Annotated in this window: 22 protein-coding genes and 4 pseudogenes; 18 read left to right on the top strand and 8 right to left on the bottom strand. The window is 54.5% G+C overall.

What is annotated here, in order from left to right:
• Nucleotides 1-69 precede the first annotated feature (69 nt).
• The 9 genes and pseudogenes from HG15A2_RS13730 (at nucleotide 70) to ltrA (ending at nucleotide 11939) form a co-directional block, all read left to right on the top strand.
• The gene (locus HG15A2_RS13730; protein ID WP_218931957.1) at nucleotides 70-2562 is read left to right on the top strand and encodes a PQQ-dependent sugar dehydrogenase; all 2493 of its coding nucleotides are present in this window, start codon (nucleotides 70-72) and stop codon (nucleotides 2560-2562) included.
• 68 nt (nucleotides 2563-2630) lie between these two features.
• A complete protein-coding gene (locus HG15A2_RS13725) occupies nucleotides 2631-5138 on the top strand; it encodes a PQQ-dependent sugar dehydrogenase (RefSeq protein WP_218931956.1) in 2508 nt (835 codons plus the stop codon).
• A gap of 43 nt (nucleotides 5139-5181) precedes the next feature.
• Entirely contained in the window at nucleotides 5182-6240 is a 1059-nt protein-coding gene (locus tag HG15A2_RS13720) for a PEP-CTERM sorting domain-containing protein (protein WP_145060772.1), read from the top strand.
• A 29-nt stretch (nucleotides 6241-6269) separates the two neighbouring features.
• Nucleotides 6270-6428, top strand: a pseudogene (locus tag HG15A2_RS24605) (IS5/IS1182 family transposase); the annotation flags it as partial.
• A gap of 490 nt (nucleotides 6429-6918) precedes the next feature.
• The gene (locus tag HG15A2_RS13710; RefSeq protein ID WP_145060770.1) at nucleotides 6919-7233 is read left to right on the top strand and encodes a hypothetical protein; all 315 of its coding nucleotides are present in this window, start codon (nucleotides 6919-6921) and stop codon (nucleotides 7231-7233) included.
• A 238-nt stretch (nucleotides 7234-7471) separates the two neighbouring features.
• The gene (locus HG15A2_RS13705) at nucleotides 7472-8059 is read left to right on the top strand and encodes an integrase core domain-containing protein (RefSeq protein WP_145060769.1); all 588 of its coding nucleotides are present in this window, start codon (nucleotides 7472-7474) and stop codon (nucleotides 8057-8059) included.
• A gap of 320 nt (nucleotides 8060-8379) precedes the next feature.
• Nucleotides 8380-9270 carry a thioredoxin family protein gene (locus HG15A2_RS13700; protein WP_145060768.1) on the top strand — a complete coding sequence of 297 codons (891 nt, stop codon included), beginning with the start codon at nucleotides 8380-8382 and terminating at the stop codon, nucleotides 9268-9270.
• Nucleotides 9263-9907 (top strand): TlpA family protein disulfide reductase, encoded by a 645-nt coding sequence (locus HG15A2_RS13695; RefSeq protein WP_218931954.1) that lies wholly within the window; start codon nucleotides 9263-9265, stop codon nucleotides 9905-9907. Before HG15A2_RS13700 ends, HG15A2_RS13695 begins: the two co-directional genes overlap by 8 nt.
• Nucleotides 9908-10460: 553 nt before the next feature.
• Nucleotides 10461-11939: a group II intron reverse transcriptase/maturase gene (gene ltrA / locus HG15A2_RS13690; protein ID WP_145060766.1), complete on the top strand. Its 1479-nt coding sequence runs from the start codon at nucleotides 10461-10463 to the stop codon at nucleotides 11937-11939.
• 88 nt (nucleotides 11940-12027) lie between these two features.
• Here the strand turns inward: ltrA and HG15A2_RS24600 are convergent.
• From HG15A2_RS24600 to HG15A2_RS13680, 4 genes and pseudogenes are all read right to left on the bottom strand, one after another.
• Nucleotides 12028-12492: pseudogene (locus HG15A2_RS24600) on the bottom strand (integrase core domain-containing protein); the annotation flags it as partial.
• Nucleotides 12476-12604, bottom strand: a pseudogene (locus HG15A2_RS25270) (transposase); the annotation flags it as partial. The pseudogenes HG15A2_RS25270 and HG15A2_RS24600, both read right to left, overlap by 17 nt.
• On the bottom strand, nucleotides 12576-12719 hold the full coding sequence (locus HG15A2_RS24590) for a hypothetical protein (RefSeq protein ID WP_246117998.1): 144 nt from the start codon (nucleotides 12717-12719) through the stop codon (nucleotides 12576-12578). The gene HG15A2_RS24590 and the pseudogene HG15A2_RS25270, both read right to left, overlap by 29 nt.
• A 241-nt stretch (nucleotides 12720-12960) precedes the next feature.
• Entirely contained in the window at nucleotides 12961-13353 is a 393-nt protein-coding gene (locus tag HG15A2_RS13680; protein ID WP_145060765.1) for a hypothetical protein, read from the bottom strand.
• Nucleotides 13354-13722: 369 nt separating this feature from the next.
• Here HG15A2_RS13680 and HG15A2_RS13675 point away from each other — a divergent pair, with 369 nt between their 5' ends.
• From HG15A2_RS13675 to tnpA, 4 genes and pseudogenes are all read left to right on the top strand, one after another.
• Nucleotides 13723-15114 carry an FAD-binding oxidoreductase gene (locus tag HG15A2_RS13675; protein WP_218931953.1) on the top strand — a complete coding sequence of 464 codons (1392 nt, stop codon included), beginning with the start codon at nucleotides 13723-13725 and terminating at the stop codon, nucleotides 15112-15114.
• Between the two features lie 20 nt (nucleotides 15115-15134).
• Nucleotides 15135-16205, top strand: coding sequence for an FAD-binding protein (locus tag HG15A2_RS13670; protein ID WP_145060764.1), 1071 nt, complete (start codon nucleotides 15135-15137; stop codon nucleotides 16203-16205).
• A 12-nt stretch (nucleotides 16206-16217) separates the two neighbouring features.
• Nucleotides 16218-17489, top strand: coding sequence for a glycolate oxidase subunit GlcF (gene glcF / locus HG15A2_RS13665; RefSeq protein WP_145060763.1), 1272 nt, complete (start codon nucleotides 16218-16220; stop codon nucleotides 17487-17489).
• 136 nt (nucleotides 17490-17625) lie between these two features.
• Nucleotides 17626-18101 (top strand): annotated as a pseudogene (gene tnpA / locus HG15A2_RS13660) (IS200/IS605 family transposase).
• 31 nt (nucleotides 18102-18132) lie between these two features.
• On the opposite strand, the gene HG15A2_RS13655 reads toward tnpA, so the two are convergent.
• The 4 genes from HG15A2_RS13655 to HG15A2_RS13640 are packed head-to-tail and all read right to left on the bottom strand — an operon-like array spanning nucleotide 18133 to nucleotide 21487.
• A complete protein-coding gene (locus tag HG15A2_RS13655) occupies nucleotides 18133-19530 on the bottom strand; it encodes a sigma-54-dependent transcriptional regulator (protein WP_145060762.1) in 1398 nt (465 codons plus the stop codon).
• On the bottom strand, nucleotides 19523-20755 hold the full coding sequence (locus HG15A2_RS13650) for a sensor histidine kinase (RefSeq protein ID WP_246117733.1): 1233 nt from the start codon (nucleotides 20753-20755) through the stop codon (nucleotides 19523-19525). Before HG15A2_RS13650 ends, HG15A2_RS13655 begins: the two co-directional genes overlap by 8 nt.
• Before the next feature lie 48 nt (nucleotides 20756-20803).
• Complete coding sequence (locus HG15A2_RS13645; RefSeq protein WP_145060761.1) at nucleotides 20804-21217, bottom strand: GreA/GreB family elongation factor; 414 nt, start codon at nucleotides 21215-21217, stop codon at nucleotides 20804-20806.
• Nucleotides 21218-21271: 54 nt separating this feature from the next.
• Nucleotides 21272-21487: a hypothetical protein gene (locus HG15A2_RS13640; RefSeq protein ID WP_145060760.1), complete on the bottom strand. Its 216-nt coding sequence runs from the start codon at nucleotides 21485-21487 to the stop codon at nucleotides 21272-21274.
• 416 nt (nucleotides 21488-21903) lie between these two features.
• Here HG15A2_RS13640 and HG15A2_RS13635 point away from each other — a divergent pair, with 416 nt between their 5' ends.
• The 5 genes from HG15A2_RS13635 (at nucleotide 21904) to HG15A2_RS13620 (ending at nucleotide 25253) form a co-directional block, all read left to right on the top strand.
• The gene (locus HG15A2_RS13635; protein ID WP_145060759.1) at nucleotides 21904-22443 is read left to right on the top strand and encodes a universal stress protein; all 540 of its coding nucleotides are present in this window, start codon (nucleotides 21904-21906) and stop codon (nucleotides 22441-22443) included.
• A gap of 371 nt (nucleotides 22444-22814) precedes the next feature.
• The gene (gene rnk / locus HG15A2_RS13630; RefSeq protein ID WP_145060758.1) at nucleotides 22815-23231 is read left to right on the top strand and encodes a nucleoside diphosphate kinase regulator; all 417 of its coding nucleotides are present in this window, start codon (nucleotides 22815-22817) and stop codon (nucleotides 23229-23231) included.
• A 90-nt stretch (nucleotides 23232-23321) separates the two neighbouring features.
• A complete protein-coding gene (locus HG15A2_RS13625; RefSeq protein ID WP_145060757.1) occupies nucleotides 23322-23693 on the top strand; it encodes an HPF/RaiA family ribosome-associated protein in 372 nt (123 codons plus the stop codon).
• Between the two features lie 643 nt (nucleotides 23694-24336).
• Nucleotides 24337-24483, top strand: coding sequence for a hypothetical protein (locus tag HG15A2_RS24090; RefSeq protein WP_218931952.1), 147 nt, complete (start codon nucleotides 24337-24339; stop codon nucleotides 24481-24483).
• 233 nt (nucleotides 24484-24716) lie between these two features.
• The gene (locus HG15A2_RS13620) at nucleotides 24717-25253 is read left to right on the top strand and encodes a DUF2179 domain-containing protein (protein WP_145060756.1); all 537 of its coding nucleotides are present in this window, start codon (nucleotides 24717-24719) and stop codon (nucleotides 25251-25253) included.
• Nucleotides 25254-25328 lie beyond the last annotated feature (75 nt).

Below are 25328 nucleotides of genomic sequence, written 5' to 3'. Positions count from 1 at the left end.
GAAAGCATTGTCCCGTCGATGACGAGGAGGCACGCCGAAGAAGGCAATTTTTTAGAGAGATCACATCTGATGAACACGAAATACTTGCTCCACTGTTTGACCCTCGTTGCCGTCTTGGTTGCGGCTCCGCAATTAGCCCTGGGGCAAGACGTCCTCGGCGACACCCTCCCGTTTTCCGGCGCGTCGCTGCACCTGAAGCTGTACGCGGATCCTGGAAGTGACGGTCGGTTGAACTCCTTCACGACTCAGCCGACCAACACGGGCAATCAAAACCTCTTTCTTGTCACTCAAGAAGGTCATGTGCACGAGATCAACGACAACGGCGCGGGCCAAGGGAATTCCACCGAGTGGTTCGATTACGACGATGCGATCGACGTAGCGGTGCCCGGTTCGAACGACGCGTACAAACTTTCAGGTTCAAGTGGACAGAACGGCCTGCAGGGAATTGCTTTCCATCCGGAATTCGCCACGAACGGCAAGTTCTACTCGACGGCGATGGTGAACGCCCCCAGTAGTAACGCCGGATTCAACTACTTGGGCAATTCGATCAGAGGGTCCGGTGTTAATTGGGAAGGTGTTGTCGCCGAGTGGACGTACAACAGCGGCAGCGGGCAAGTGGACCCCAACAGCTATCGCGAACTGTTCCGCGTGCAGGCGCCAGTCAATGATCACCCGCTCAAGCTGCCCGCTTTTGACCCCTATGCCGAGTCAGGGGATGAGAATTACGGCCTGCTGTTCGTCGCTCACGGCGATGCGAATAACCAGAACGGCCTCAACAATGCTCAGGATACAATGGGCGCGCTAGGAAAGTTCCTTCGCATCAACCCGCTGGAAGACACCGCGAACAGCAATCCCTACTCGGTGCCTGGAACCAACCCCTTCGTGAATGACCCCAACACGCTCGACGAGATTTACACCCTCGGCCATCGCAATCCGCACACGTACTCTTTTGCTCAGGACGCCAATGGCGACTCTCAAATCATCGTTGGCGAGATCGGGCGGAATAACATCGAAGAGGTCAACGTCCTACAGGCCGGTGGAAATTATGGTTGGGGGCCGCGTGAGGGCACTTTTGTCCATAAACAACAAAACAACAGCGGTGGTTACGGCATCGGCAACGACATCGAACTACTGCCGAGCGACGAATGGCAGAACGGCTATACCTTCCCCTCGGCCCAGTACGACCATGTCGGAATGGGCGTTGGCGGTCAGGCGATTGCCGGGGGCGTCGTCATCGACAACGGCAGCGACCCCGCCCTGCAGGGAGAGTACATCTTTGCTGACTTCAGCACCGCGTCTGGGCACGCCTATCAGGTCAGCTTCGATGACCTAATAAATGCGAAGACCACGTTAGCCAATGGGGAATCCCCCAGCCTACTTACGCAGGCCTTCGTCTCGCGACTGATGCTAACCCTTGATGATGATGGCGATGGTGACATTGATGCAACTGCGGATAACTTCAAGTCCCTCTTCGGCGAACCCCGAACCGATGTCCGTTTTGGCATGGGAGTCAATGGCGAAGTCTACGTTTCTAGCAAGCGGACCGGAAACGTCTACCTCGTAACAAACACGACGACTATCCCCGAGGCGCCCTTGCTCGTGTTGTCCGTCAACGGCGTAACTGGTGCGACGTCGATCGAGAATCGCGCTGCTGGAGAAGACACGCAACTGGACGGGTATCTTATTACGTCGGCCTCGGACTCGCTCGTTCCGGGCAATTTGAACAGCTTTGGTAGTACGTTTGGCCCCGACTGGACGCTATCCAACCCCGGTCCCAATTCGCTGGGTGAGCTGAACCTCGTAGGAGATAGTACAATAGCTGGTGATTCAAGCGTCGACTTGGGAGCGATCTACGAATTCAATCCCACGGAGATAGGCCAAGCTGAGCCAACCCTAGTTTTTGAATACAATGTACCTGGCGCCGGTACCCGCACAGGTCTGGTCGAATTCGTTGGACGTCGTAATAACGTCGTATTGCTGGTCGATCCTGAAACGGGCGAAGCAGCCATCCAGAATCAATCGATCTTTGACATTGAAATTGACGGCTACTTGGTCACATCGGATTCGTCCGCACTCGACCCAACAGGCTGGGAAAGCCTTGAGACCAGTGAAGGGAATGGGTGGACCGAATCCAACCCGGCAGCCACCCACATTGGCGAATTGAATCTGGCGGACACGCTGGCGCTATTGGGTGGAAGCGAACTGATCTCGCTGGGTGCACTATTTGACTTCGATGGGATCGGCGTCGATCAGGACCTTGAATTTGAGTTCCATCTCGCTGGTGGCGATACGATTACCGGAATCGTGCAGTACGGAGCGTTGAGCCTCACCTCGGGAGATTTCAATGGCGATGGCGATGTCGACGGCGTTGACTTCCTAACTTGGCAAAGAGACAACCTGTCGGCGAGCGAACTCAGCGATTGGCAGAGCAACTACGGACAATCTGCCAGTCAGGCCGCAGCTGGTACGGCGGTGCCTGAGCCAACGTCACTCGGTCTGTTGCTAGTGGCATTGACTTCACTGGCTTGCTCGCAGCGCAGGAAAGGGATCTTGCGACCGTAGTGTCGCGTCGATGACGAAGGGGGCGGCCGAAAGAGGCAATCTAATTGAAGAGATCACATTTTATGAACATGAAATATTCTATCCACTGCTTGACCCTCGTTGCCGCCTTGGTTGCGGCTTCGCAATCAGCATTTGGGCAAACCGATCCGCTGCCACCGCCCCATGACGCTCGGGACTACTCTGGCGGGACGCTCCACCTCAAGATGTACGCCGACCCTGGCAGTGACACTCGGTTGAACTCGATGGCGTCGCAACCGACAAACACTGGCAACAACAACGCGTTTCTTGTGACCCAGGAAGGCCACGTCTACGAGATCGCCGACAACGGCTCAGGCCAGGGGACTTCGACCGTGTGGTTTGACTACGACGATGCGATTGCCCAAGCGGTCGGCAACACGAACGGCTACGAGCGGTCGGGTTCGGGGGGACAAAACGGCCTGCAGGGGATTGCGTTCCACCCCGAATTCGCCATCAACGGAAAGTTCTACACCTCCACGATGGTCAGTAACTCGAGCAACGTAGGCGGGTTCAATTACCTTGGAACCAACTTTAACAACACAAATCCTGATGGTGTCGTTGCCGAGTGGACCTACAGCAGCGCATCGGGCGAGGTCGATCCAAGCAGCTACCGAGAGTTGTTCCGCACCCAACTGCCCGAGAATGACCACCCGCTGAAGTTGCCTCAATTCGACCCCTTCGCTCAGCCGGGTGATGAGAACTACGGGCTGTTGTTCATCACTCACGGCGACGGCGATAGTCAAAACCAAGGAGGCGTCACCGACGGCAGAGCGCAGGACCTCGAGAACGCGCTGGGCAAGTCCCTTCGCATCAACCCGCTTGAGGACACCGTAAACAACACGCCCTACTCGGTGCCCGCCACCAATCCGTTCGTGGGCACCCCCAACGCGCTTGGCGAGATCTGGACGAGCGGGCATCGCAACCCGCACACTTTCTCGTTTGCTCAGGACGCCCAAGGCGAGTCGCGCATCATCGTGGGTGAAATTAGCTTCGAGAGGATCGAAGAGATCAACTTACTCCAGCCCGGTGGCGATTACGGATGGAACGACCGAGAAGGGACCTTCGTCAGCAATTCTGACCGTAGCGTTTCGCCACTGCCAAGCAACGACGCGGCATTGAACGACTATGTCTATCCGGCGGCTCAGTACGACCACCTTTTTGAGGACACCGGAAGCGGCGATGCCGTGGCTGGTGGGTTCGTCGTCGATATCGGTGCTGTGGATGTTGGTGAGGTCGCGTTGGACGGCCAATACGTCTTTGCCGACTTCAGCACCTCCAACGGATACGTCTACCACACCGGTTTCGTGGACATGCTCAACGCGAAGACCCAGCTCGAAGACGGTGACGCCCCCTCCGAACTTACGCAGGCTATGATTTCGCGCTTGGAGCTCACTTTGGATGAAGATGGAGATGGTGACGTTGACGTATCCGGCGGCAGCCTGCAGGACATCTTCGCTGGTCGTTTACCGGGCAATGGACGCACCGATGTCCGCTTTGGCCTGGGGCCGCGTGGCGAACTTTTCATGACGAGCAAACAGACGGGCGAAGTCTACCTAGTGACCAACGCGGAGAGCCCTGATTCACTTCCCCCTGCGGAAGTAAACCTCGCTCTGCAAGTTAACCGCCGAACAGGTGCCACTTCGATCATAAATCCAGCGACCGGCGAAAGCGTCGAACTGGACGGCTATCTTATAACTTCGGCCGACAACACACTTGATCCTGCAGCGTGGACCAGCTTGACCGATGCGAGTGAGCCCGGCTGGACCGAAGCGAACCCTGGAGCCAATTCGCTTGGCGAGCTCAACCTGGACGGGTCCAGCACGTTAGCCGTTGATGCGAGCATCGACCTGGGTGCGATCTACGACTTCACTCCCACGGCATTTGCCGAAGAAGGGCCCGGAGTTATTTTTGAATACCACGTCCCCGATGGCCTTAGTGGCGAGGGCGAAACTCGCTTTGGTCAGGTCCAATTCGTTGGGCCGCTGAACAACGTCGTTCTACTGGTCGACCCGGATACGGGCGAAGTGGCACTGCAAAACCAATCGCTGTTTGACCTTGAGATCGACGGCTACTTGATCACCTCGGAATCAGGTTCGCTCGACCCGAGTTCTTGGGATAGTCTTGAGGACAACGTAGGGAATGGTTGGACTGAATCGAATCCAGGTGACAAGCACATTGGCGAATTGATTTTCGATGGTTCCTTCGACTTGGAGGCTGAAGGCCTTGCGATGTCGTTAGGGTCAATCTTCGACTTCGACGGAATCGTGCAGGACCTTGAACTTGAGTTCCATCTCGCTGGCGGCGATACGATAGCCGGAATCGTGCAGTATGGTGCGTTCAGCCTAACCCCGGGAGATTTCAATGGCGACGGCGCTGTCGACAGCGCTGACTTTTTAGTTTGGCAAAGAAATGGCCTCTCGGCTAGCGAACTCAGCGATTGGCAGAGCAATTACGGACAATCTGCCAGTCAGGCCGCAGCTAATACGGCTGTGCCCGAACCATCCGCCTCGGTCCTCCTCCTCCTGGGGACGGTCGGGTTTGCCTGCCGGCGTCGGTAGGTTATATTTCACAACTGCAACCTCTTTTCTTGGAGAACCACTGATGACTATGAAATTCACGCTACTGCTAGGTGCGGCAATTACAGCGTTCTGCCTTGTGGGGCAACAAGCGCAAGCTCAACTTGTGATCGTTAACGACACCTTCGACGACGGCGACCTTGGCACCAATGCGACGGGGACTGGCGATGGCTTAAATACATTCGTTGCTGGCGGTGGGTCAGCTATCGATGAATCAGGTGGTAGCGCAAATATGACATTGCCCACCAATGGAGGGCGTAGAGCCAATTTTACGACGAAGGATGGTGCGAGTGTTAATTCAACCGTTGTTTCCACGTTCGAAATCAACGAAGTGAACTTGCCCATTAACGTTGCAAATACCGGAACTGGCAATACAGACCGCCTCTACTTCGGCGTGAGAGCCAACAGCAGTGCCGCCGACGTGGGAAACCCTCAGGAGGGTTTCTGGATCCAGATAGAGTCGGATAGTTTAGTTACTGGAACCGGTAACGGTGATTTCTCCAACGGAATATCATCTCTCTTTTATCAAAATAGCGCTGGGGCTAGGAATCAACTTGCGAGTTTTACATTCGATAGCATGGACTTCACTCTCGATGCTGTCTCCGTCACGAATCCTAATCCGCTTTCCTTTGTCTTTGAACTTACGGCAGACACTTACGATGTGACCATCGGAGGAGACACGATTTCAAACATCACAGGAAGTCTGAGTGGCAATTTCACGCACGGCATGACGACTGGATTTGCCTCCTGGGCTGGGCAGACTGAAAATCCGGGCCTCGACATTACAGTTGGCGAAGTCGTCATTGAAACGGATATCGGTATCCTGGGCGACTTCAATGGCATAAACGGTGTCGATGTAGCGGACTTTCAGATCCTAGCTGACAATCTGGCTGGCGAACTTGACGGGTCCGTTGGCTATCCGCAGGGCGACATCGACTTCGATGGCGATGTCGACCTAGATGACTTTGGGCAGTTTAAAGATCTGTTCCCCGCCGTTGTGGCGGCGGCAACAGGTGTGCCTGAGCCATCCACAGCGATTCTCCTCCTCTTCGGGGCGTTCGGGCTAGCCTGCCGACGCCGGTAATTCTCAAGTAGCACGGGCGATGGCAATGCGTCGACGACCGGATCGTGAGCATCACGCAGACGCATGTGCGTGCGCTCAAACAGGGCAAGGCAGGACTCGACACTGAGTTCGGTGTAAAGTTGTCGCTTAGCGTGGTCGGCGGTTTTTCTTTCGTGGATCGACTCAGTTGGCACAGCTTCAACGAGTCGCAAACGACGCAGCGCGGTCGAGCCGAAGATTGGCCATCTCAAGAGCGACCATCGTCTCGGCCGCTGCTTTCTGAAAGGCCTTGCTGGCGACGGGATAAACGTGATCTTGGCCGCTCCGGGGCAAACATGCTCAGACTACTACGCGGCATTGCCTGTGCGCTGATTTCTTGGCTGGTGCGTGGTCTGAAAGCCGTACCCCACCGCTGCCAATTCCGCTACCGAGAGGCATTCGCCGGGTGAGCGGCCCACCTCGCTAACAAAGTGGCGACAGCGGGTCGGTGCTGAGAAACTCGCTGAGCTGGTTAGAGAAACGCTCGCCTTGGCATTACGAGAAAACCAAGTCACCGAGCAAGACCTGGCCCGTGTGAACGTCGATACGACGGTGCAAGAGAAAAACATCACCTCCCGACTGTGAATAGCGTTCGAAAAGTGCGGCGCTTGGCGGGGAGATTTGGCAACTGAAAGTTGCAGCGCAGGATTGTACGCTGAGATGGAACAATGGACTGAAGTTCGTCGCCGGGTTCTAACCGGCGAACTATCGAAACACGCTGCTTGCCGCGAATATGACATCAGCTGGCATACGCTAGCGAAGATGCTCACGTCTAACGAGCCGCCCGGCTATCGCCAGCGCAAGCCACGAGGCAAGCCGATCCTCGGACCGTTTCTACCCATCCTCCACGAGATTTTGGAAGCCGATAAGAAGGCCCGAATAAGCAACGTCACACCGCGACGCCCTCGAGGTTATGAGACGCTACTTTTGCCAGCGGAAAACCCTCGAAAACACGGGGAACAACACCAAATTTAGCGTCATTCGCAGTAATTGCAAACCATTGCAAATCAGTGTGTTATCTCGCGGGTTATAGCGGTACTCAAAAGTTTTAAGGAATTCAATAACTGTACGGTACAGGTTTGGCAACTACACTCCAAAGAGGCTTCCCTCATGAGAAGATAAGCCGCCAAATTCCGGTCTCGCGCCGGACCACCTCTACACGCTATAGGGTTTCCAACAAGTGAGTGGGATAGCGCCTACCTGGGATGAGTTAGTGAAGATCCATGCGGATACTTTGTGGCAAGTCGACTTCTTCTGCAAGATGACGGTCACGAAAACTGGGCTGAAGCAGGCGTTTGTGCTGGCATTCTTGCATGTCGGGTCTCGGCGAGTGATCTGCTCACCGGCGACATTCAAGCCCGATAAAAAGTGGATGCTCACGCAAGCAGAGTCAATGCTCGTGCAGGCTCGAGAAGCTGACCTGCCGGTCAGCTACCTGATTCGCGACAACGACAATTGCTATGTTCTCGACTTCGAGGCGGTCTTCGAACAGGCTGATGTTCGCGTGAAGCCAACGGCACCACGAGCGCCCAATCAAAATGCTTTTGTGAAAAGGTGGAGTGGCTCGCTGTGCTACGAATGCTTTAATCGATTCATTACCTTTGGGCTGGAGTACCTCGACCACATCGTTTCTGAGTATGCTATTTTCTATAGCGAAAGTCGACCGCATCAAGGGAAGTGCAATCGTCCGCTCACTGGCGATTGGTCGATCGTCGATGAGCTACTCGGCAGGGAAGAGCAGGTCGTCTGTCAGACTCGCCTGGGTGGCGTGCTCAAACACTACGGAAGACAGGCCGCTTGAGGGATTTTGAACTGTGTTTTTCTTGGTCGCTGCTGCGCTGATTGGAAAATCGAAATCACAAATCTACGGCCACGAGCCAAGTCACCTCTTTACCATCACAATTGCCGTGGTAAAACCACGCTGCAGAGCACGTGTTCAGACCCAGTCAGAAGAGCCTTTCTTCATTACAAGCTATTTGAACACGACGGTAATCCGCTATCAATGGAAAGTAATCCGAAACTTCGCGACGTTTGCGGGGTTCATAGCATGCGCCGCGTGGAATCTTTCTGTTTTTGCGAGATTTCGGGGCCGACAGAGAGGGCAACGGCGCATTGCTTTCTATGAACAAAGCCCCGTGGCAGCCGTACGATACTTCCCCCCCTTCACGAGTCGAAACTCTTGGCGAGTTCCAGAACAACGGCCAACCTCCCATCCACAAGGAACTACTGATGAAAATGTCGCTTACTATCCTCGGAATCGCAGTGATCGTATCAGCGGTTATGCCCGAGGCAATCGCTCAAGAACCACCGACTGCTGATTCACTCCTTGAACGCGCCATGACCTTCGATGCCGATGGTGATGGCATGCTGAACCGTGCTGAACTTGCAAAATTCATTGAGGAGCTCGCTGCGCGTCGTCCCGGAGATCGACGTCGTCGCTCTGGCTCAGCAGGGCGAAACATGAGGTCAGCTGCCGGGAGTAACTCCGCCGAGACAGTGAAGATTGGTGAAAAAGCCCCCGATTGGTCGGGAGTTGTGGGTGTCGATGATGCAAAGCATGGCCTGGCTGACTACTCAAATGCCAAGGCAATCGCGCTCGTGTTCACGTGCAACCACTGTCCCGTAGCGAAGGCCTACGAGGATCGACTCGTGGACTTGCAGAAAGCTTACGAGAAGAAGGACGTCCAGGTAGTGGCTGTCAATGTGAGCAACTTGCCGGCAGACCGATTAGACAAGATGAAGGAGCGGGCGAAGGAGAAAGGCTTCAATTTCCCCTATCTCTACGACTCCACCCAGAAGATTGGACGCGATTACGGAGCCAGGAAGACGCCCGAAGTCTATCTGCTCGATCAGGACCGCAAGCTAGCCTATCACGGTGCGATCGATGACAGTATGGATGCAACAAAAGTAGACGTACACCATCTTCGCAATTCGATCGATGCGGTCCTCGCAGGTAAAAAGCCTGCCAAGTCTGAAGTCCAAGCCATGGGGTGTGGAATTCGATATGAGTGAGTTATCCCTTAGAGATTACTCGGTGGGTCGCATGGCTGCCTTTGTATCGCTTGCATTGGCGATCAGCGGGTGCGCCCAAGAGGTGACCGATCCGGAGCCTGGATCGTCGATTGCGAGCGGGTCCTCGGGAGTGACGGCGACTTCGTCTGCGGCACAGGAAGCTACGACAGAAGGCAATGCGCAAGACAGGCCTACGTTGCATGTGGTTGATGAGAATCAGTTCGCAGAGATTCTCAAAGCACACCACGGCGAGGTCGTCTTAGTCGACTGCTGGGCAACTTGGTGCTTTCGTTGTCTTGAGCTGATGCCGCACACGGTCGAGTTGCAGAAGAACTTTGGCGATCTAGGCCTGCACGTGATCCTTCTCAGCCTTGATTCGCCAGAAGATAGTCGGGAGGCGGCAGCGGATCTCTTGGCAAGGAAAGGGGTGGATTTCGACAGCTACATTAGCGTTTATGGTACTGGTGCCAAATCAGCTGAGGCTTTCGAGATTGAAGGGGGAGCGCTTCCGAGCATGAAGCTCTATGATCGAAAGGGCAAGCTCCGGAGAGTATTTTCTGCGGGCCATATGCCACCCGAACCATTTGAAGAGGAAGATATCGCGGAAGCCGTCCGCGAATTGCTTGCGGAAGAGTAGGAGGTCGGCGAGAAGTTGGCCTGCCCCCAAAACCTGTACCACAGGTTATGAGAGTACGGGTTGGGGTGTCTCTCCGCCCTGCTGGAGCGGAGGAGTTGGCTGAGGCGTAGCCGAAGCCAGTGCGTTGGGCATGGTGAAGTGATTGGGGGTGGAAGTCCCCTGCGGGGCCTATCGGAGGCAACCGCGAGGTGAAGGCAACTGCATGAGACGGAGTTTGGACTATGGACAATCGAAGTCTTTCCCGTGAGGGCGTGTGGGATGGAAGCCGGAGCCGAACCGCAGCACTGAACGCAAGTGAACCCTTAGGCAGGCTCCTCGGACCTGGGCAAGCGTGCCTTCCAACGCAACGCCCGATATCCGTTGGTGGCCGAGGAGTAGTGAGGGCGGAGGCGGCAGGACATTGCTCGATCTTACCCCAGGAGATCTCTGCGGGTCCGCCTATCGGTAGACCGGAAGAAGGTAACGACGACCGGTTGATGCCCGCAGAGAAGTCGGATCGCCCCATAGTAGTGATGAAGCCGGGTAATGCCGGTGGAGCGAAGGGGGCGACAAGTTGTTAAGTGCTGGAACATGCCAACTGGCTTTCGCGTTTGCCGACAGCCCGCATGGGGGCAAGGACGAGAGAACCTCGGACGAATCTAAGGGGAAGTCGTACCTGCTGCTCAGAGCGAATGCCAAGGAGGCAGATCATCCAGCCACCTGGGTAGCCGATGACACAAGTCGGCTACTGGAACAAGTAGCCTCGGTGTCTAACTTGGCCCGAGCGTTGCTTAACGTCGCGCGTAATCAAGGCGCGGCAGGTGTGGACGGACGTGGTGTACGGGAAGTGGTTGAGGCTTCGCCCCAACTGCTTGCTCAGCTACGCCGTGAATTGCTTTCGGGCGCCTACCAACCGGGCGACATTCGCCGGGTCTGGATTCCCAAGTCCGGTGGTGGACAACGGGGCTTAGGTATTCCGAATGTCGTGGACCGCTGGGTTCAACAGGCTGTACTCCAAGTCATGGAGCCGATCTTCGAGCCGACGTTTCACGACAGTAGTCACGGATTCCGTCCGAAACGTGGTGCACCAACGGCCATCGCTGCGGCCAAGCAATATTTTGCAGAAGACTATGCCTGGACGGTCGATATTGACTTGTCCAAATTCTTCGATCGTGTTCACCACCAGCGGTTATTGAATCGCTTGGCGAGCCACGTCAAGGATGGGCGTCTTCTCAAGCTAGTGCATGGCATGCTCAAGGCGAAGGTTGTGTTGCCCGATGGCACACGCACCGCCACGACCGAAGGCGCACCACAAGGTGGTCCGCTTTCTCCGCTACTTTCCAATGTCGTTCTTGATGAACTCGATTGGGAACTGGCACGTCGTGGACTTCGGTTCGTGCGTTACGCCGACGACTTTAGCGTATTCGTGAAGAGCGAACGTGCCGGTCGCCGGGTGATGGACTCGGTCAGTAAATTCATTGACAGACGTTTGCGTCTGATGGTCAATGAAGACAAGAGTTCCGTCACGGGTCCGAATGATCTAACCTTCCTCGGCTTTCAACTCGGCAAGAATGCCGAGGGCCAAGTCACGGTGGCAATCTCTCGTCGCACCAAGGAGCGAATGGATGCCCGTATTCGTGAGCTAACGCCGCGAGTCTGGGGTCAATCGCTATCGACGTGCTTCGAGAGAGCCGAACGCTACCTGCGAGGATGGATTGGATATTTTCGGTTGTGTACCGAAGATTCCCTACGACCGCTTCACAAGTTCGACGCCCACATTCGGCGTCGTATTCGGGCGATTATCATTCGTCAGAAGAAGCGGGATCGGTATCTGTTTCGACACCTGCAAACACGAGGCGTTTCTCGGAAGTCGGCGGCTAAGACCGCCTTCACTCGTGCTGGTGTCTGGAGACGCAGTGTCAGCTATGGCATCCATCAGGCGTACTCTAACGCTTGGTTCGCCGAACGCCTGATGCCGCTCACCGGCCGTTGGCATGCCTTGAACCCTTCCCCGCAGGTCTTAATCAAGCAGCAACGACTGTTTGAAACCTAAGACAGCAACTTGAAGAGCCGGATGCGTGACCCGCAAGTCCGGTTCTGTGAGAGGCTTGGGGGAGCGATCCCCCCGGGCCTACTCGACCTGCGAACTCCTGAAGTGTCCGACCACCCAGGCTACTGTGAGGCCGGACTTGATTGTAATCGATTCTCCAAGCCTCTACCTTCTTGATCGCATCTGCCAAGTTCAAGAACCAGTGCTGATTCAAGCACTCTTGCCGCACGCGACCGTTGAACGATTCAATAAACGCATTGTCTGTAGGCTTTCCTGGACGACTGAAGTCCAAGGTCACCTTGTTGAAGTACGCCCACCAGTCGAGCGACTTCGAGATGAACTCCGGTCCATTGTCCACACGAATTGATTCTGGGACAGCGCCCCGTCGTTTCCGAACCGCTTCGAGCACAGCGACCACGTCGTCGCCAGTTAGCCGTTGGCCAACTCGGATTGCCAGACTCTCACGGGTAAAGTTATCGACTAACGTCAACAGACGGAATCTCCGGCCGTCGAAGAGCTGATCCGACATGAAGTCCATGCTCCAGCTCGGCATCGGCCAGCAAACGCCTGAGCTGAGCATTCTGCTTCTCCAGCTCTTTCAGCCGTTTCGCCTGATCGACTCTGAGACCACCATACTCTTTACGCCAGCGGCCATACGTCTGGTAGGTGACCCCCGATCTGTTTAGCAGCCTCTTGTTGCGTGCGGCCTTCGGAAAGGGCAATCTTCGCTTCGCGGAGCTTGCCAATGATCTGCTCTGCCGTGTGTTTATTGCCTCGTGGCATGCGATGTCCTCCTTCAAAATGGGAGCCGGCAACTGAGGTGAATATCGCTCAGTATGTGGGCTCGGTTGAAGGGGCCACGTCAGGTTTGCGTCATAGAATCCACTGGAGTTGTCATGGGTGACGATGAGCACACTGATTATGTGTTCTCAGGTAGAACTGATTTGGGATAACGAAAGTGCCATTCGCTTCAACGTTCTGGGGAGTTTCCGGAATGCCCCTAAGTGCAAAGGAGGGACCCGCCTTAGGCTCGAAGGTCGATGCCAGCTTGCGCAGAATTACCGCTGCGAGAGATTGCATCACTCAACATCCCGGTTGCCCTATCGGTGCCTATTAGCTTAAGAACGTGGCGAACGTAACTAACATTGCGAGAGGGGTTCTCCGAGTACGAGTTCTCTAGATACTTGTAAACGTTATCGTCATCAACACCTAGAAGTCGCGGCCACGCCTGACGCATCGCAGGGCCGAGGTCGAAAGTCTCAAGAAACTCGAAATTACGATTGTCTGCAGAGCAGATACCCATAACCAAGTCGAGTGGGGTAGCATCGGGGTGAGAGAGGACGAGCTTCAGGGCCTTCAGGCGGACTTGTTTATTTGGCGAACTCAAGTGCTCCCGCAAATAGCAAATTGCTTTCATGACGGCATTCCTAAAGTCTCCACTGACCAACCGTTGAGGAGACATCAATATACAATAGCTGTTGGTTTCGTTGCCTGAAATTCGTGGCATCGCATCTCTAAACTTCAGCCAGCGTGTTTCAAGTCTCCCTCTTTCGATCTCACATGAGTTGAAGTTTTGCACGAGGTCAGCAAAACGAGTATAGTATCGGTTTGCAAGCTTGGTTCGAGAACCCCCCGCCCGTCTGGCCTTCACACCTTCGAACCGCCTTCTCACTTTTGGGTGGATGCCGTGGAGATTCCTGCCGCTTCAGCTTCGACCCCTTCTGACCTCTCAAGATTAGCGCCTCTGGTTGATCAACTTCGACAGCGTTTCCCCACCGATCGACTATTGACACAGCCCGCACAATTAGCCCCCTACGAATCGGACGGCTTGACGGCTTTTCGAGTGCATCCGGGTGGGGTCGTACTCGTCCAAGATGCAAGTGAAGTTGTCACCGTAGTTCGCCTGTGCCACGAGCATGGCGTACCCTTTGTGGCGCGTGGTAGCGGAACGAGCCTTAGTGGCGGTTCGCTACCAGTCGCCGGTGGACTGGTTATTGCTTTGAATCGCATGAATCGAGTTCTCGACTACCAGCCACGCTCTCAGACCATCGTGGTTGAACCTGGGGTCGTGAACCAGCAAGTTTCGCGACACGTAGCCCAAGATGGACTTTACTACGCACCAGACCCCTCAAGCGGACCGGTCTGTACGATTGGTGGGAATGTGGCGTTCAACTCGGGGGGGGCGCATTGCTTGAAGTACGGCATGACCGCCAATCATGTACTTGGTATTAAGGCGGTTTTTCCCGATGGCGAACTCGTCGAACTCGGCGGGCGCAGCCATGAAACGGCCGGTGCCGACCTCGCTGGTATGTTCGTTGGAAGCGAGGGACTGTTCGGTATCGCACTGGAAATTGTGCTTCGTTTATTGCCTCTACCCGAGCGATTCCATACGGTGCTAGCCGCCTACGACAGCTTGGAGAAAGCCGGTGATGCGGTGGCAAGTGTGGTCGCCTCTGGCTTGTTGCCAGGAGCCATGGAAATCATGGACAAGCTGGCTATCGAAGCTTCAGAACAAGCAGTCCATGCGGGCTATCCCACCGGGGCAGCGGCGGCTTTGATCGTCGAACTCGAAGGCCCCGAGGAAGAGGTGGCTGCGGAAATCCCAAGACTCGACGCGATCATGCAAGCTTCAGGTGCCTATGAATTGCGAGTTGCCAAGAGTGCCGCTGATCGAATGAACATCTGGAAGGGGCGTAAGGGGGCATTTAGCGCCGTCGGTCGCCTCAGCCCCGACTATATCGTTCAGGATGGTGTTGTCCCGCGAAGTCGCCTCGGCGAAGCACTCGCAGAAGTCCAGCGATTGAGTGCCCGATATGGACTGCGGGTTGCTAACGTATTTCACGCCGGCGACGGAAACTTGCATCCACTCATTCTTTATGATGGCCGAATTGAAGGACAGCTACACCAGGCAGAGTTGCTGGCAGGTGAAATCTTGCGAATGTGCATACGTCTGGGTGGTTCGATTACAGGCGAACACGGTGTTGGCGTAGAGAAGCTGGAATTCCTCCCAGAAATGTATGGCGAGGCGGAAATGGAACTCATGAATAGGGTGCGCCAAACGATCGATCCGCAGGAGCTGGCGAATCGAGGGAAATTGCTGCTTTCTGCGTCAGACGTAGGCAAGCAATCCCATGCGCCTCATCCACTGGAATCAGCAGGCGTCATCAGCCGAGCGTAAAGCACGATACTCAGCCAACTATGGAAACCATTGAAACAACCGAGCAATTGACCCATTTCGTTCGCAACCAAGCGCAGGTTCGCGTAAGGGCCGGCGGGACTAAGCCAGCCACGAGTGGTAATGCCAATGTTTCTCTCGTCAACTTGTCGGGCGTCATCGAGTATGAATCAAGTGAGTTTACAATCACCGTTCGTGCAGGCACGCCTCTGGCTGAAATCGAAAACCTCCTAGCGGAACAACGGCAGTACTTGCCGTTCGATCCGCCACTAGCGCGAGCTGGCGCCACAATCGGAGGCACCGTCGCGACGGGGCTTTCTGGTTCTGGCCGCTTTCGCTACGGAGGAGTGCGGGATTTTCTACTGGGCGTACGCTTTGTCACGGGCGAAGGACAGCTCGTGCAATTAGGCAGTAAAGTCGTGAAGAATGCCGCTGGGTTTGATTTCCCTAAACTCATGGTGGGCGGTTTAGGTCGATTTGGCATCATGACAGAGTTGACCCTCAAAGTATTTCCTGCTCCCGAAGCTACCAGAACAGTAGTCCTTGAGAACGACAATCAATCCGACGCATTGGAGACGATGCTTCAACTTGCGGCTTCGCAACTTGATCTGACCTGCCTTGATCTTGACGATACGAATCGTATTCGGGCACGTGTCGCAGGCTCCGACTCGGCACTCTTGGATCGAGTCGCTCGTCTTCAGCAGTTTAGTAACATTGCCAACAAAGTGATCGAGGGAGAAGAGGAACTTGCCTTGTGGCAAGCGGTTGGCGAATTCCAGTGGGTACCAGCTGGGTATCGATTGGTTAAAGTCGCCCTGGCTCCCGAACAAATCCCTCCGTTAATTTCCGACCTAACGCCGGGCGCATTGCGAATTTGTGCCGGAGGTCATCTCGGGTGGATTGCCTGGCCGCAGGAGCGGCCAGGCGAAGAGCTCGACCGCGTCTTAGCACAGCATTGCTGTCCGGGGCTCGCGATTACGGGTGATTGGCACAGTCCACTTATAGGAGAACATCAGGGATCAGCTTTTGCTAGGCGATTGACGCTGGCACTCGACCCGGAGAGCAAATTCACAAACCCACAGCCAGTAGTCTGAGAGCCTCCTCCGTTGCAACACTCCATACCTTCCGCTGAATTGGGCCCCCGTGGCCAAGCGATGGCCGACGCGGTGAGCTCTTGTGTCCACTGTGGATTCTGTTTGCCGGCTTGCCCGACGTATCAGGTTCTGGGCGAAGAGATGGACTCTCCACGGGGTCGCATTTTTCTCATGAAAGATGTACTTGAAGATCGTCTGCCGTTGGAACAAGCGCTGCCTTACGTTGATCGCTGCTTGGGATGTCTGGGCTGTGAGCCGGCTTGCCCTTCTGGCGTACAGTACGGAGACTTGATTACTTCGTTTCGCGCACATTCAGAACGGAAACGCTCCCGAACCTTCTTCGATCGATTGATGCGTCAAGTCGTACTGCAAACCTTACCCTACACAGCGAGGTTTCGCTGGGCGGCGAGGCTAGGCAAGCTTGCCTCTTTCACCAGTCCTCTGTTGCCTCATCGACTGAGTAATATGCTTGCGATGCTGCCAGCACAGTTACCACCGAGCGAGCAGCTCCCCGAAGTCACGCCCGCAATTGGCCCGAGGCGTGCGCGAGTCGCTTTGCTCGCGGGTTGTGCGCAGCAGGTGCTCGCTCCTCAGATCAATCGAGCTGCCATAGAGTTACTGTCTCGCAATGGTGTGGAAGTAGTCGTTCCTCAAGCACAAGGCTGTTGCGGTGCGCTGGCGGCCCACACCGGTGCTGACCGGTTAGCCATGGAGGCTGCGAGGAAGAATCTGCGAGCCTTTCCTGGCGACATCAATGCTGTCGTCACTACCGCCGCCGGTTGTGGATCAGGTATGCATGAATATCCATTGTGGCTCAAGGGGACTCAAGAAGAGGCTCAGGCCCACGCGTTGGCGAGCATGACAAAAGACGTGTGCGTTTTCCTGGCGGAACTTGGGCCGGTGGGTTTTGCTCCGCTGGCAGATCCTCTCCGCGTTGCCTATCACGATGCTTGCCATTTGGCACACGGACAGGGAGTGAGGGAGCAACCACGTCAGCTCTTGCAGATGATCGGTAATTTGGAACTGGTAGAAGTCCCCGATAGGGAGTTCTGCTGCGGATCAGCGGGCACTTACAACTTGGAACAGCCTGAGGTGGCCACTGAACTCGGAGAAAGGAAAGCAGCGGCCATCGTATCTACCGAAGCGCAGGCAGTAGCCACGGGCAACATTGGTTGCATGGTTCAGATCGAGAATCATTTGGCCGATGCTGGAAGGTGCCTACCGGTGAAGCACACCATTGAGTGGCTGGCCGACTCTTGTTTGGATGGACATGGAAGTGAGTGATTTCCTAGGTCGTCCTGACAAATTCATTTCCGTAAACCACCAGCATTGCTGGTGCGTACCCAATAGGCTCCGCCGTTCCCGGAGTATAAAAACGGATACTCCCGAGGAAGGCCCCGAGGGGTCAGGAGGATCCGCAATGAAGGACTGGCGTAGTCAACCCCATGTAAAGTGGGACTGCACGTATCATATTGTGATTGTACCAAAGTATAGGAGACGCAAGTTTTACGGTAGTTTGCGGGTGGAGATTGGGAAGATTCTCCGTCAGCTTTGTCGGCAGAAGGAAGTGGAACTGGTGGAGGGCAAAGCGATGCTGACCATGTCCACCTTCTGCTGAGCGTGCCACCGAAGTTTAGCATTGCCAATACGGTGGGATTTTAGAAGGGCAAGAGTGCGATCCGGATCAATCGTGACCTTGAGAAAGTGAAAGGCAGCTTGTACGGACGTTCGTTTTGGTCACGCGGTTACTGTGTGAGCACGGTGGGGCTGGATGAAGTGATGACCAAGGAGTACATCCAGAACCAGGAGAAACACGAGCGTGACGGCGAGCGTGAGAAGGCGGATGCAAATTTCCATTTGCACTCGCGTCGCTTAAGCTATGCCGCCGTACATTGACACCGCGAACGCAGGATGTCACTTGATGAGCTCAGTCGCGGAACTGGGATGCTGAAATCTCATGCTTCTTGAGCAGTTTGTGCATCCCTTGCCGCGACATTCCTGCTTGCTCTGCAGCTTGAGAGACGTTGCCTTCATGCTGCTCTAGCAATGCAGTTAAATAGTCGTGTTCAGCCTGGTCCATAGCCTGTACGCGACTCTTGTTGTCGAAACTGTTACTGCTTACTGAGTCGATCTTTCTACTTGGATTCAACGCGGGTGGCAGTGCTGAGATTTGAATCCACTCAGTCGGCTCTAACGCGACGGCTCGCTCAACGACGTTCCGCAGTTCGCGTATGTTTCCCGGCCAATCGTATTCTTGAAACCTGGAGAGCACTTCGTCAGAGAAGCCTTGGACCTGAGAGTCTCGTGGTCGCAAGGCTTGGAGAAATCGCTGAGCCAGCAAGACAACATCACCACTGCGATCTCGCAGTGGAGGCAATTCGAGATGAATCACGCCAAGACGATAGAATAGATCACGACGAAACCGACCGGCATTCATCTCCATTTCCAAATTACGGTTCGTCGCACAGAGGAACCGCGTATCGACTTGGACAAAGGTGTTCTTTCCAACGGGCGTGAATGTTTGCTCTTGGATAACCCTGAGCAGCTTGGCTTGGAGGGGGAAGGGTAACTCACCGATTTCGTCGAAGAATGCCGTGCCGTGGTTGCACTCACGTAATAATCCGTCTTGGTCGCTGACCGCTCCTGTGAAGGAGCCCTTTACGTGCCCGAACAGCACCGACTCGAAGAGCGTCTCCGGTACTGCCGTGCAGTCGATCACCTGAAATTTGTGCTCTGTCCTGGAACTATGTCGATGAATAGCGCGAGCGGTAACCTCTTTGCCCGTGCCGCTTTCGCCGGTGATGAGGATATTGGCATCCGTCTTTGCCACGCGATCAATCACATCGAATAGTTCCAGCATGGGCGGACTATCACCAATGATCTCTGGGAACCTTGCTGCCAGTGCGCGTCTTTCGTCATCGTTACGCTCGGCGGCGGGCTGGTTCGACGCCGGCCGAGCTAGAGCACGGCGGACACTCGACAGGAGATCGTCGTACTTGACGGGTTTTAACAGGTAGTCGGCAATTCCCAAGCGGACACTCTCGATGGCCGTGGGTAGGGATGGCACACCGGTAATTACAATCAGCGGAATGTTTGGCCATTGCTCTCGCCCTTGGTGCAGCAGTTCGAGCTTCGCATTGCCTGGCATGTTCAGATCGGAAAGCACTAAATCGAAAGATTCACGCGAGAGTGCCTCCACCGCCGCATGTGCATCGGCCACACATATGCACTCGTAGCCGGCCTTGCGTAGTAGATCCCCGGTTGTCCTCAAGTAGAGAGGTTCGTCATCGGCTATTAAGATTTTGGCGTGGGGCACTTTAGCCATGAGAGCCCTCGGTCTTTGTCTCGAAGCGAGCGGGGAATACTGCAGTAAATTGGGTGCCGCGCTTTCGGTGCGATTCGACTTCGATGGAGCCACCCATCGCCTCGATCAAGCTCCGCGAAACGGAGAGCCCCAATCCCATTCCTGACTTAGGTTCTGCGCTCTTGGTAGAAAAGAAAGGATCGAAAATATGGGGCATAACGTCATCAGCGATGCCATCACCGCGATCAGCGACGACAACCCGAACGTCGTCCTTGGTTCTTTCGATGCGAATAGTCACCACTTCGTTTGCGGGCGAAGCTTGGACAGCGTTGCGAATCAGATTGTAGAGAATCTGCTTGACCTCGCCTTCGGGAAGAAAAACGGGGATCGTTTCGACAGCCGATTCCGCCCGTAACTCCACCTTTCGCTTGTTCACGACTCCGTCTAGCAAGGTTGCTATATCGGCGACGGTCCGCTCGATCTTAAATTCATTGGCCGGTTGTGGGTTACGCCGATAGAGTTGGTACATTTGATGCGTGATCGAACTGATCCGTTCGATCTCGCCATCGATAAGCTCCAACAACTCAAAGTGCTCATCTTCGGGTGTCAGGTCGGCTTTGATCAGTGCAAAGGCATTGCGGATACCGGCCAGCGGGTTATTGACTTCATGCGCGACCCCCGCTGCCAGTTGACCCAGGGCGGCAAGTTTCTCCATTTGGCGACGATGGCGTTCTAGTTGTGAGATACGAGCGGTCCGTTCCTGTACGAGCTGCTCCAGATGTTCGGCATGAAGTCGAAGTTGCTCACGCAGTTGGTGCCGTTGCGTAACATCCCGAACACTGGTGCGGAAACCGAGGTGTGTGCCCAATTCGTCATACATGGGTCGCCAGGAAACCGCCATCCAACGCTGCTGGCCATCGCGACGAATCGACTGGAATTCCACATCGTTGCGAGAAATTCCTTGCTTGGCATCCTCCATTGACTTCGCAATCCGCCCTTGGTCGTGTTCGGCGACCATGCGGAGCGGATAGTCGCTCATCTCGATGCATTCGTTGGGTGTATACCCCGTGTGCCGTTCCACTGCTGAGTTCACCCAAATGAGGCGACCGTCGGGAGCGTGCCAGCTTTCCCAGTCGTAAGTACAATCAGCAACGGCACGAAAGAATGCGTTATTTATACCATCTCCGTCAAAGGCAGAAATAGTAGCAATGTCTTTTCGGCCTGCTGCGCCGGATTCTGATTTCACAGCGTGTGTTCCAACGTAACAATGGGGAAACTCCTAGGGCTTGGCGAACTACCGATAAAAGTCTCCCTCTCGTTCGGGTTGGTAAGAAATGTTTACAATCCGCCAACGATCAATCAAACCTCCCTGCTCACATTCTACCGTATCGCTCACTTCACAGCCAATAAGGTTGCTCCCTAGTGTATCGAGTACCGAAATCGCGTTATCAAACAGCTCGACATCCTCCGGGTAGACGACCGTACGAGTCATCATTTCACCCGAAGACTCGCTAACGAGGCTCACCGTGGAGTGCATGGTAACCACATCGTCTGAGATCGACTCGGAATCCGTTACCTCGGAAGATTCGAGTTGCCATTCCAACTCGTCTAGTCGTTCCCAAGGAACTGATGCTTGGGTCTCTTTCAATTGGAGAAGGCTTCCGAGGCGTCGACGATCGGTGTCTGTAAAAACGAGTGATTGTCTCATCGTTCCTTCTCCTTTGTTCGTAATTTGCCCTCAGGAATCTCAGAATCCATTTCGCTATGGCATGGTCTCTACCTGTACCGGAACGGTCTCTTCGCCAAAATCGCTGTCAACAAAACCTGGTAAGCCGTTAAGTGTTAGCGATCGCAAGAGAATTGCCAATGCGATAACTGTAATAAGGGTAAGCTGGCCGCGCAAGAGGCCTACGTGACTCTCTTGCAGCATTTCTGTTTGCTCACAATCTGACTGAATCATTGGAGCTGTGAATGTCATGATGACCTCCTAACGGATTCTTCGTGGTTAGCTTCTTCTTGAGAAGCGAAACGTTCTCGCTGTTTCTCTTGTCTAACGAGCAAACTTCGTGCCCATTGCGTCAGTCGAGGAAGCATGGGGAAACCGCGTTGAAAGTGTCAACACGCGGCGACAGTGTCAACTGACTCTGACATCCCTAGAGCATTTGAACCACATATTAAAGTCAGTGCGCGGAGCGAGTGTCCGATCGAATAAGCATTCGCAGTCGATCCCAGAACCTCAATCTCTAGGGAACGCTCTTCGCGGCGTTCCTCTTCGTAAGACTCTCTAGAGATTGCATCGCACCAATGGCACAGAGATTGCAACAAGAGTCAATCGTTCGGCGTGTTGCAGGTCGGGTTCACGTCTATCGAAACTACGTATGAAAGGGTCAGACAATGAACATCAACGCAATCTTGTTTCCAACCGACTTTTCCGAGTCGTCATCCGCAGCCTTGGAGTACGCCTCTTCGCTTGCGTCGCAAACAGGCGCCATGCTGCACATCGTCCACGTCGCGGACGACACACCTGCCTACCTTGTCGGCTATGGCGGTTACCAGTACGAAGCAGATTCTCCAAACCAGCTCAAGAAGAAGATTGAAGCACGACTTAATGAAATAGAGCCATCGGAGACGGGTATAAGTGTGCGACGTCATTATCTAACCGGATCTGCAGTGGATGAGCTTATCGACTTCGCAGAGAAAGAGGAAATTGACCTGATCGTAATGGGGACTAATGGTCGAACAGGTTGGTCGCGAGCGTTGCTAGGCAGCATTGCAGAAGGTGTGCTGCGACGCTCGAACTGTCCAGTTCTCACCATCAAAGAATCCAAGGCTATCGATCAGGATTCGAAAGGGAAACCGACCACGAACTCCTCTGCCTCCGATTTTGAAAGGAACCTGCAAGGACCACGTCGGATGAAGCTTAGCCTGTGCTAGAAAGCTATTGCGTCTGAGGCACCAATCAGCATGGATGAATGGACGGGTATCTAGGGTCTGCCACTTCACCTACGGAGGTTGAAATATGCCTGCTTCATTGATAGAGATTTCCACCTCAATTCATCCGAGTCAAACAAGAGTTAGAGATGTCCAGAAAGATATTGTCCCGAATCATTCACGAAACCGAAAGTCTTCGATACCGCCGACAACAGACGGAGCTGAAGACGCAGAGATTGTGTTCATAAGGAACGTCGCGATTGTTTGGACCATCATCGCGCTTTCTCCATTGGTTCTCCTACACTTCGTATATCTTGTTTGGCAAGACTAGTTCTAGCACCCAAAAATTCCCCCTACCAAGCCGGAGTTGCAAAATGAAACCCAAACGTAAAATCGTCATTGCAAGAGACGACTACGAGCGGCTAGAAAATTTGTTCCACAGTGAATTCGCTCAAGCCTTTAGCGACAAGCACTACCTACACTCACTGCGAGGGGAACTTGACGCGGCCACGATCGTCGAGATGGCGGAAGTTCCTCACGATGTTGTTACCATGAATTCGGTCGTGCGTCTTCAAGAAACAGGCAGCAATGAAGTGGGGACTTTCACGCTTGTCTACCCCGTAGATGCCAACATTGCCGAAGGCAAACTCTCCATTCTAGCCCCCATCGGAACCGCCATCCTTGGCTACCGGGTTGGTGACAAGGTTCGCTGGCAGGTGCCGGATGGAACTGCGGAGTTTGTGATCGAAGAGTTGGTGTTTCAGCCAGAACGCGATGGTGTCGTTGCCTAGGGGACCAGTAAACCAGGCTCCTTGCCTAAGACGTACTACGCGTTGTCTCCGCCCAACGTCCCAATCCATTTCAACCAACGGGTCATCATCATGAATATCTCCATTACAGCTCCCTCCGAAAACAGAACAACCGGATTTCGAGATTCCGTGGCTAATCGACTTATGAAAACGCTAGCTAGGTTCTCTGATCGAATTACTCGTGTCGATGTCACACTGACTGATGAGAACGGTCCACGTGGTGGTGTCGATAAGCGGTGCCGACTGAGCGTGATCATGCCCGGCAACGGTGAGCTCGCGACATCGGCGAAGGACGAAAATCCCTGGAAGGCCATTGACCGTGCAGTCCGGCGCGCCCGCCGTATCGTTGTGACAAAGTTGAAACGACCGATAACGCTCCGCACGCGGGGGCATCAGAATGAACCGGTCGAAGAGCGCTCGCAGAATGAGGAGGCGGCTGAGTGATCGGACAGCTTCCTTTCCACGATCAACCCGGGCGACTACTTCAATCCTTCTCGCTCGCGGAGTGAGGCATCAGAAAGTTTAAGAGAATCTTGGTTGGGGTCGACCTTCTCGTCATGGACACGATATCGCGAACGGGCTTCGCAGGCTTCTTCACCGGAAACACTGCCGAACGATTGTCGCCGCAGATTCTTTGTTCTGTGTAAGTAGTAAAGCCGCCGGAGTTCATCACTTCTATTTCAAGGCAACGGAGCAATATCGCACCACCCGTGTAGCATCATAAGGCCAATGTACGTCACAACCTGCCGAGGGATACGTTGACATCTAGGAATTGGACACTGACTTCAACCGAGTCACTTGCGAGTAGCCATTCGGATCGCAACTTTGGAGGAGGAGCACGATGAGACGCGAGAAAACGACTGATCTGGATCGGTGGGAGAACGAGGGAGGAAGTTGCTGCAACCCTGTCCGTGCTGAATCAGAAATTAGCGGAGATATCCGAAATGGAAAAAAACCATTGTTAGTCACGTCTTACCGAGGGGGAGCTGGCGACTGCGCAAATGTGGCAACTCTACCGGTTAGGATTTGCAGAATACGACGCAGACGGAGTTTCCCCCTGCATCTTTTTACGAAAGGTTGCTGAGCCATGAATACGACCCTCGCCGCGAACTTCGAGACACGCAACGATATTCCCCTTTCGACGCGCGAAGCAATGATTGACCCGTTGACCGAAGTTTCGCGTGAGGTGGACAAGAGCCTGTGGTTCATTGAATCACATTTACAGGGGGCATGACGCCTTTGAATATGTTTGCCAAGCCAACCCCCAGCGCAGTTCACCCAGACGGTTGAGCTGCTTTGTTTGCGAACGATAGCTGGAGGCCTGCTTTATTGGTCAAGTTCGCTCGCACACTTTAAGGAGAACCCTCGTATGGATGTGGCCCGTGACGCTAGGGATCGCACCTCTGATAATGATGGCGGCTTCTGTGGCACTTTCTTGGAACGCAATTTTATAGATGGAGACAATGGATGGACGGTTGGGGCATGCTGATATCGAGTGCAGTACTAATCTTTGCATTGCGGGTTGTTGACGTCTCGCTGGGGGCCTTGCGAATCTCGATGCTCTTTCGAGGGCGGCGTGGTTTGGCAGGTCTATTTGGATTCTTTGAGTCGCTGGTATGGTTGATTGCCGCCGCGTTGGTGCTGGGAAATCTCAGCAGTCCAATCCAATTCGTTGCCTACGCATGCGGTTATGCCGCGGGAACTATGCTCGGCAGCACAATGGAGAAATGGCTAGCAATCGGAGATGCATTGGTGCGAATCGTTACACCGAGCGGATCGCCAGAGTTGACGAGTCTGATGCGAGATGCCGGTTACTACATGACGACTGTCGATGCCAAAGGCCGAGATGGAGACGTCCAGGTCAGCCTTAGCGTCGTTCCCCGTCGAGCGGCCCCGCGGCTGATGACAATGGCACGCAACGCCAATCCCGAAGCCTTCATTACCTATGAGGAGACAACGCCCTTTCGGCTGGCAACCATGCCCGCCGTGAGCGTTCGTAAGTAATGTCTTGCTTCGCTACGAATTGGAGGGAAAACCTCGAGCGGACTTCGGAGCACCCGCTCCTGAATCCATAAAGAA

Source organism: Adhaeretor mobilis, assembly GCF_007741515.1.
GTDB lineage: Bacteria > Planctomycetota > Planctomycetia > Pirellulales > Lacipirellulaceae > Adhaeretor > Adhaeretor mobilis.
This window is presented reverse-complemented; position numbering and strand designations above follow the sequence as displayed.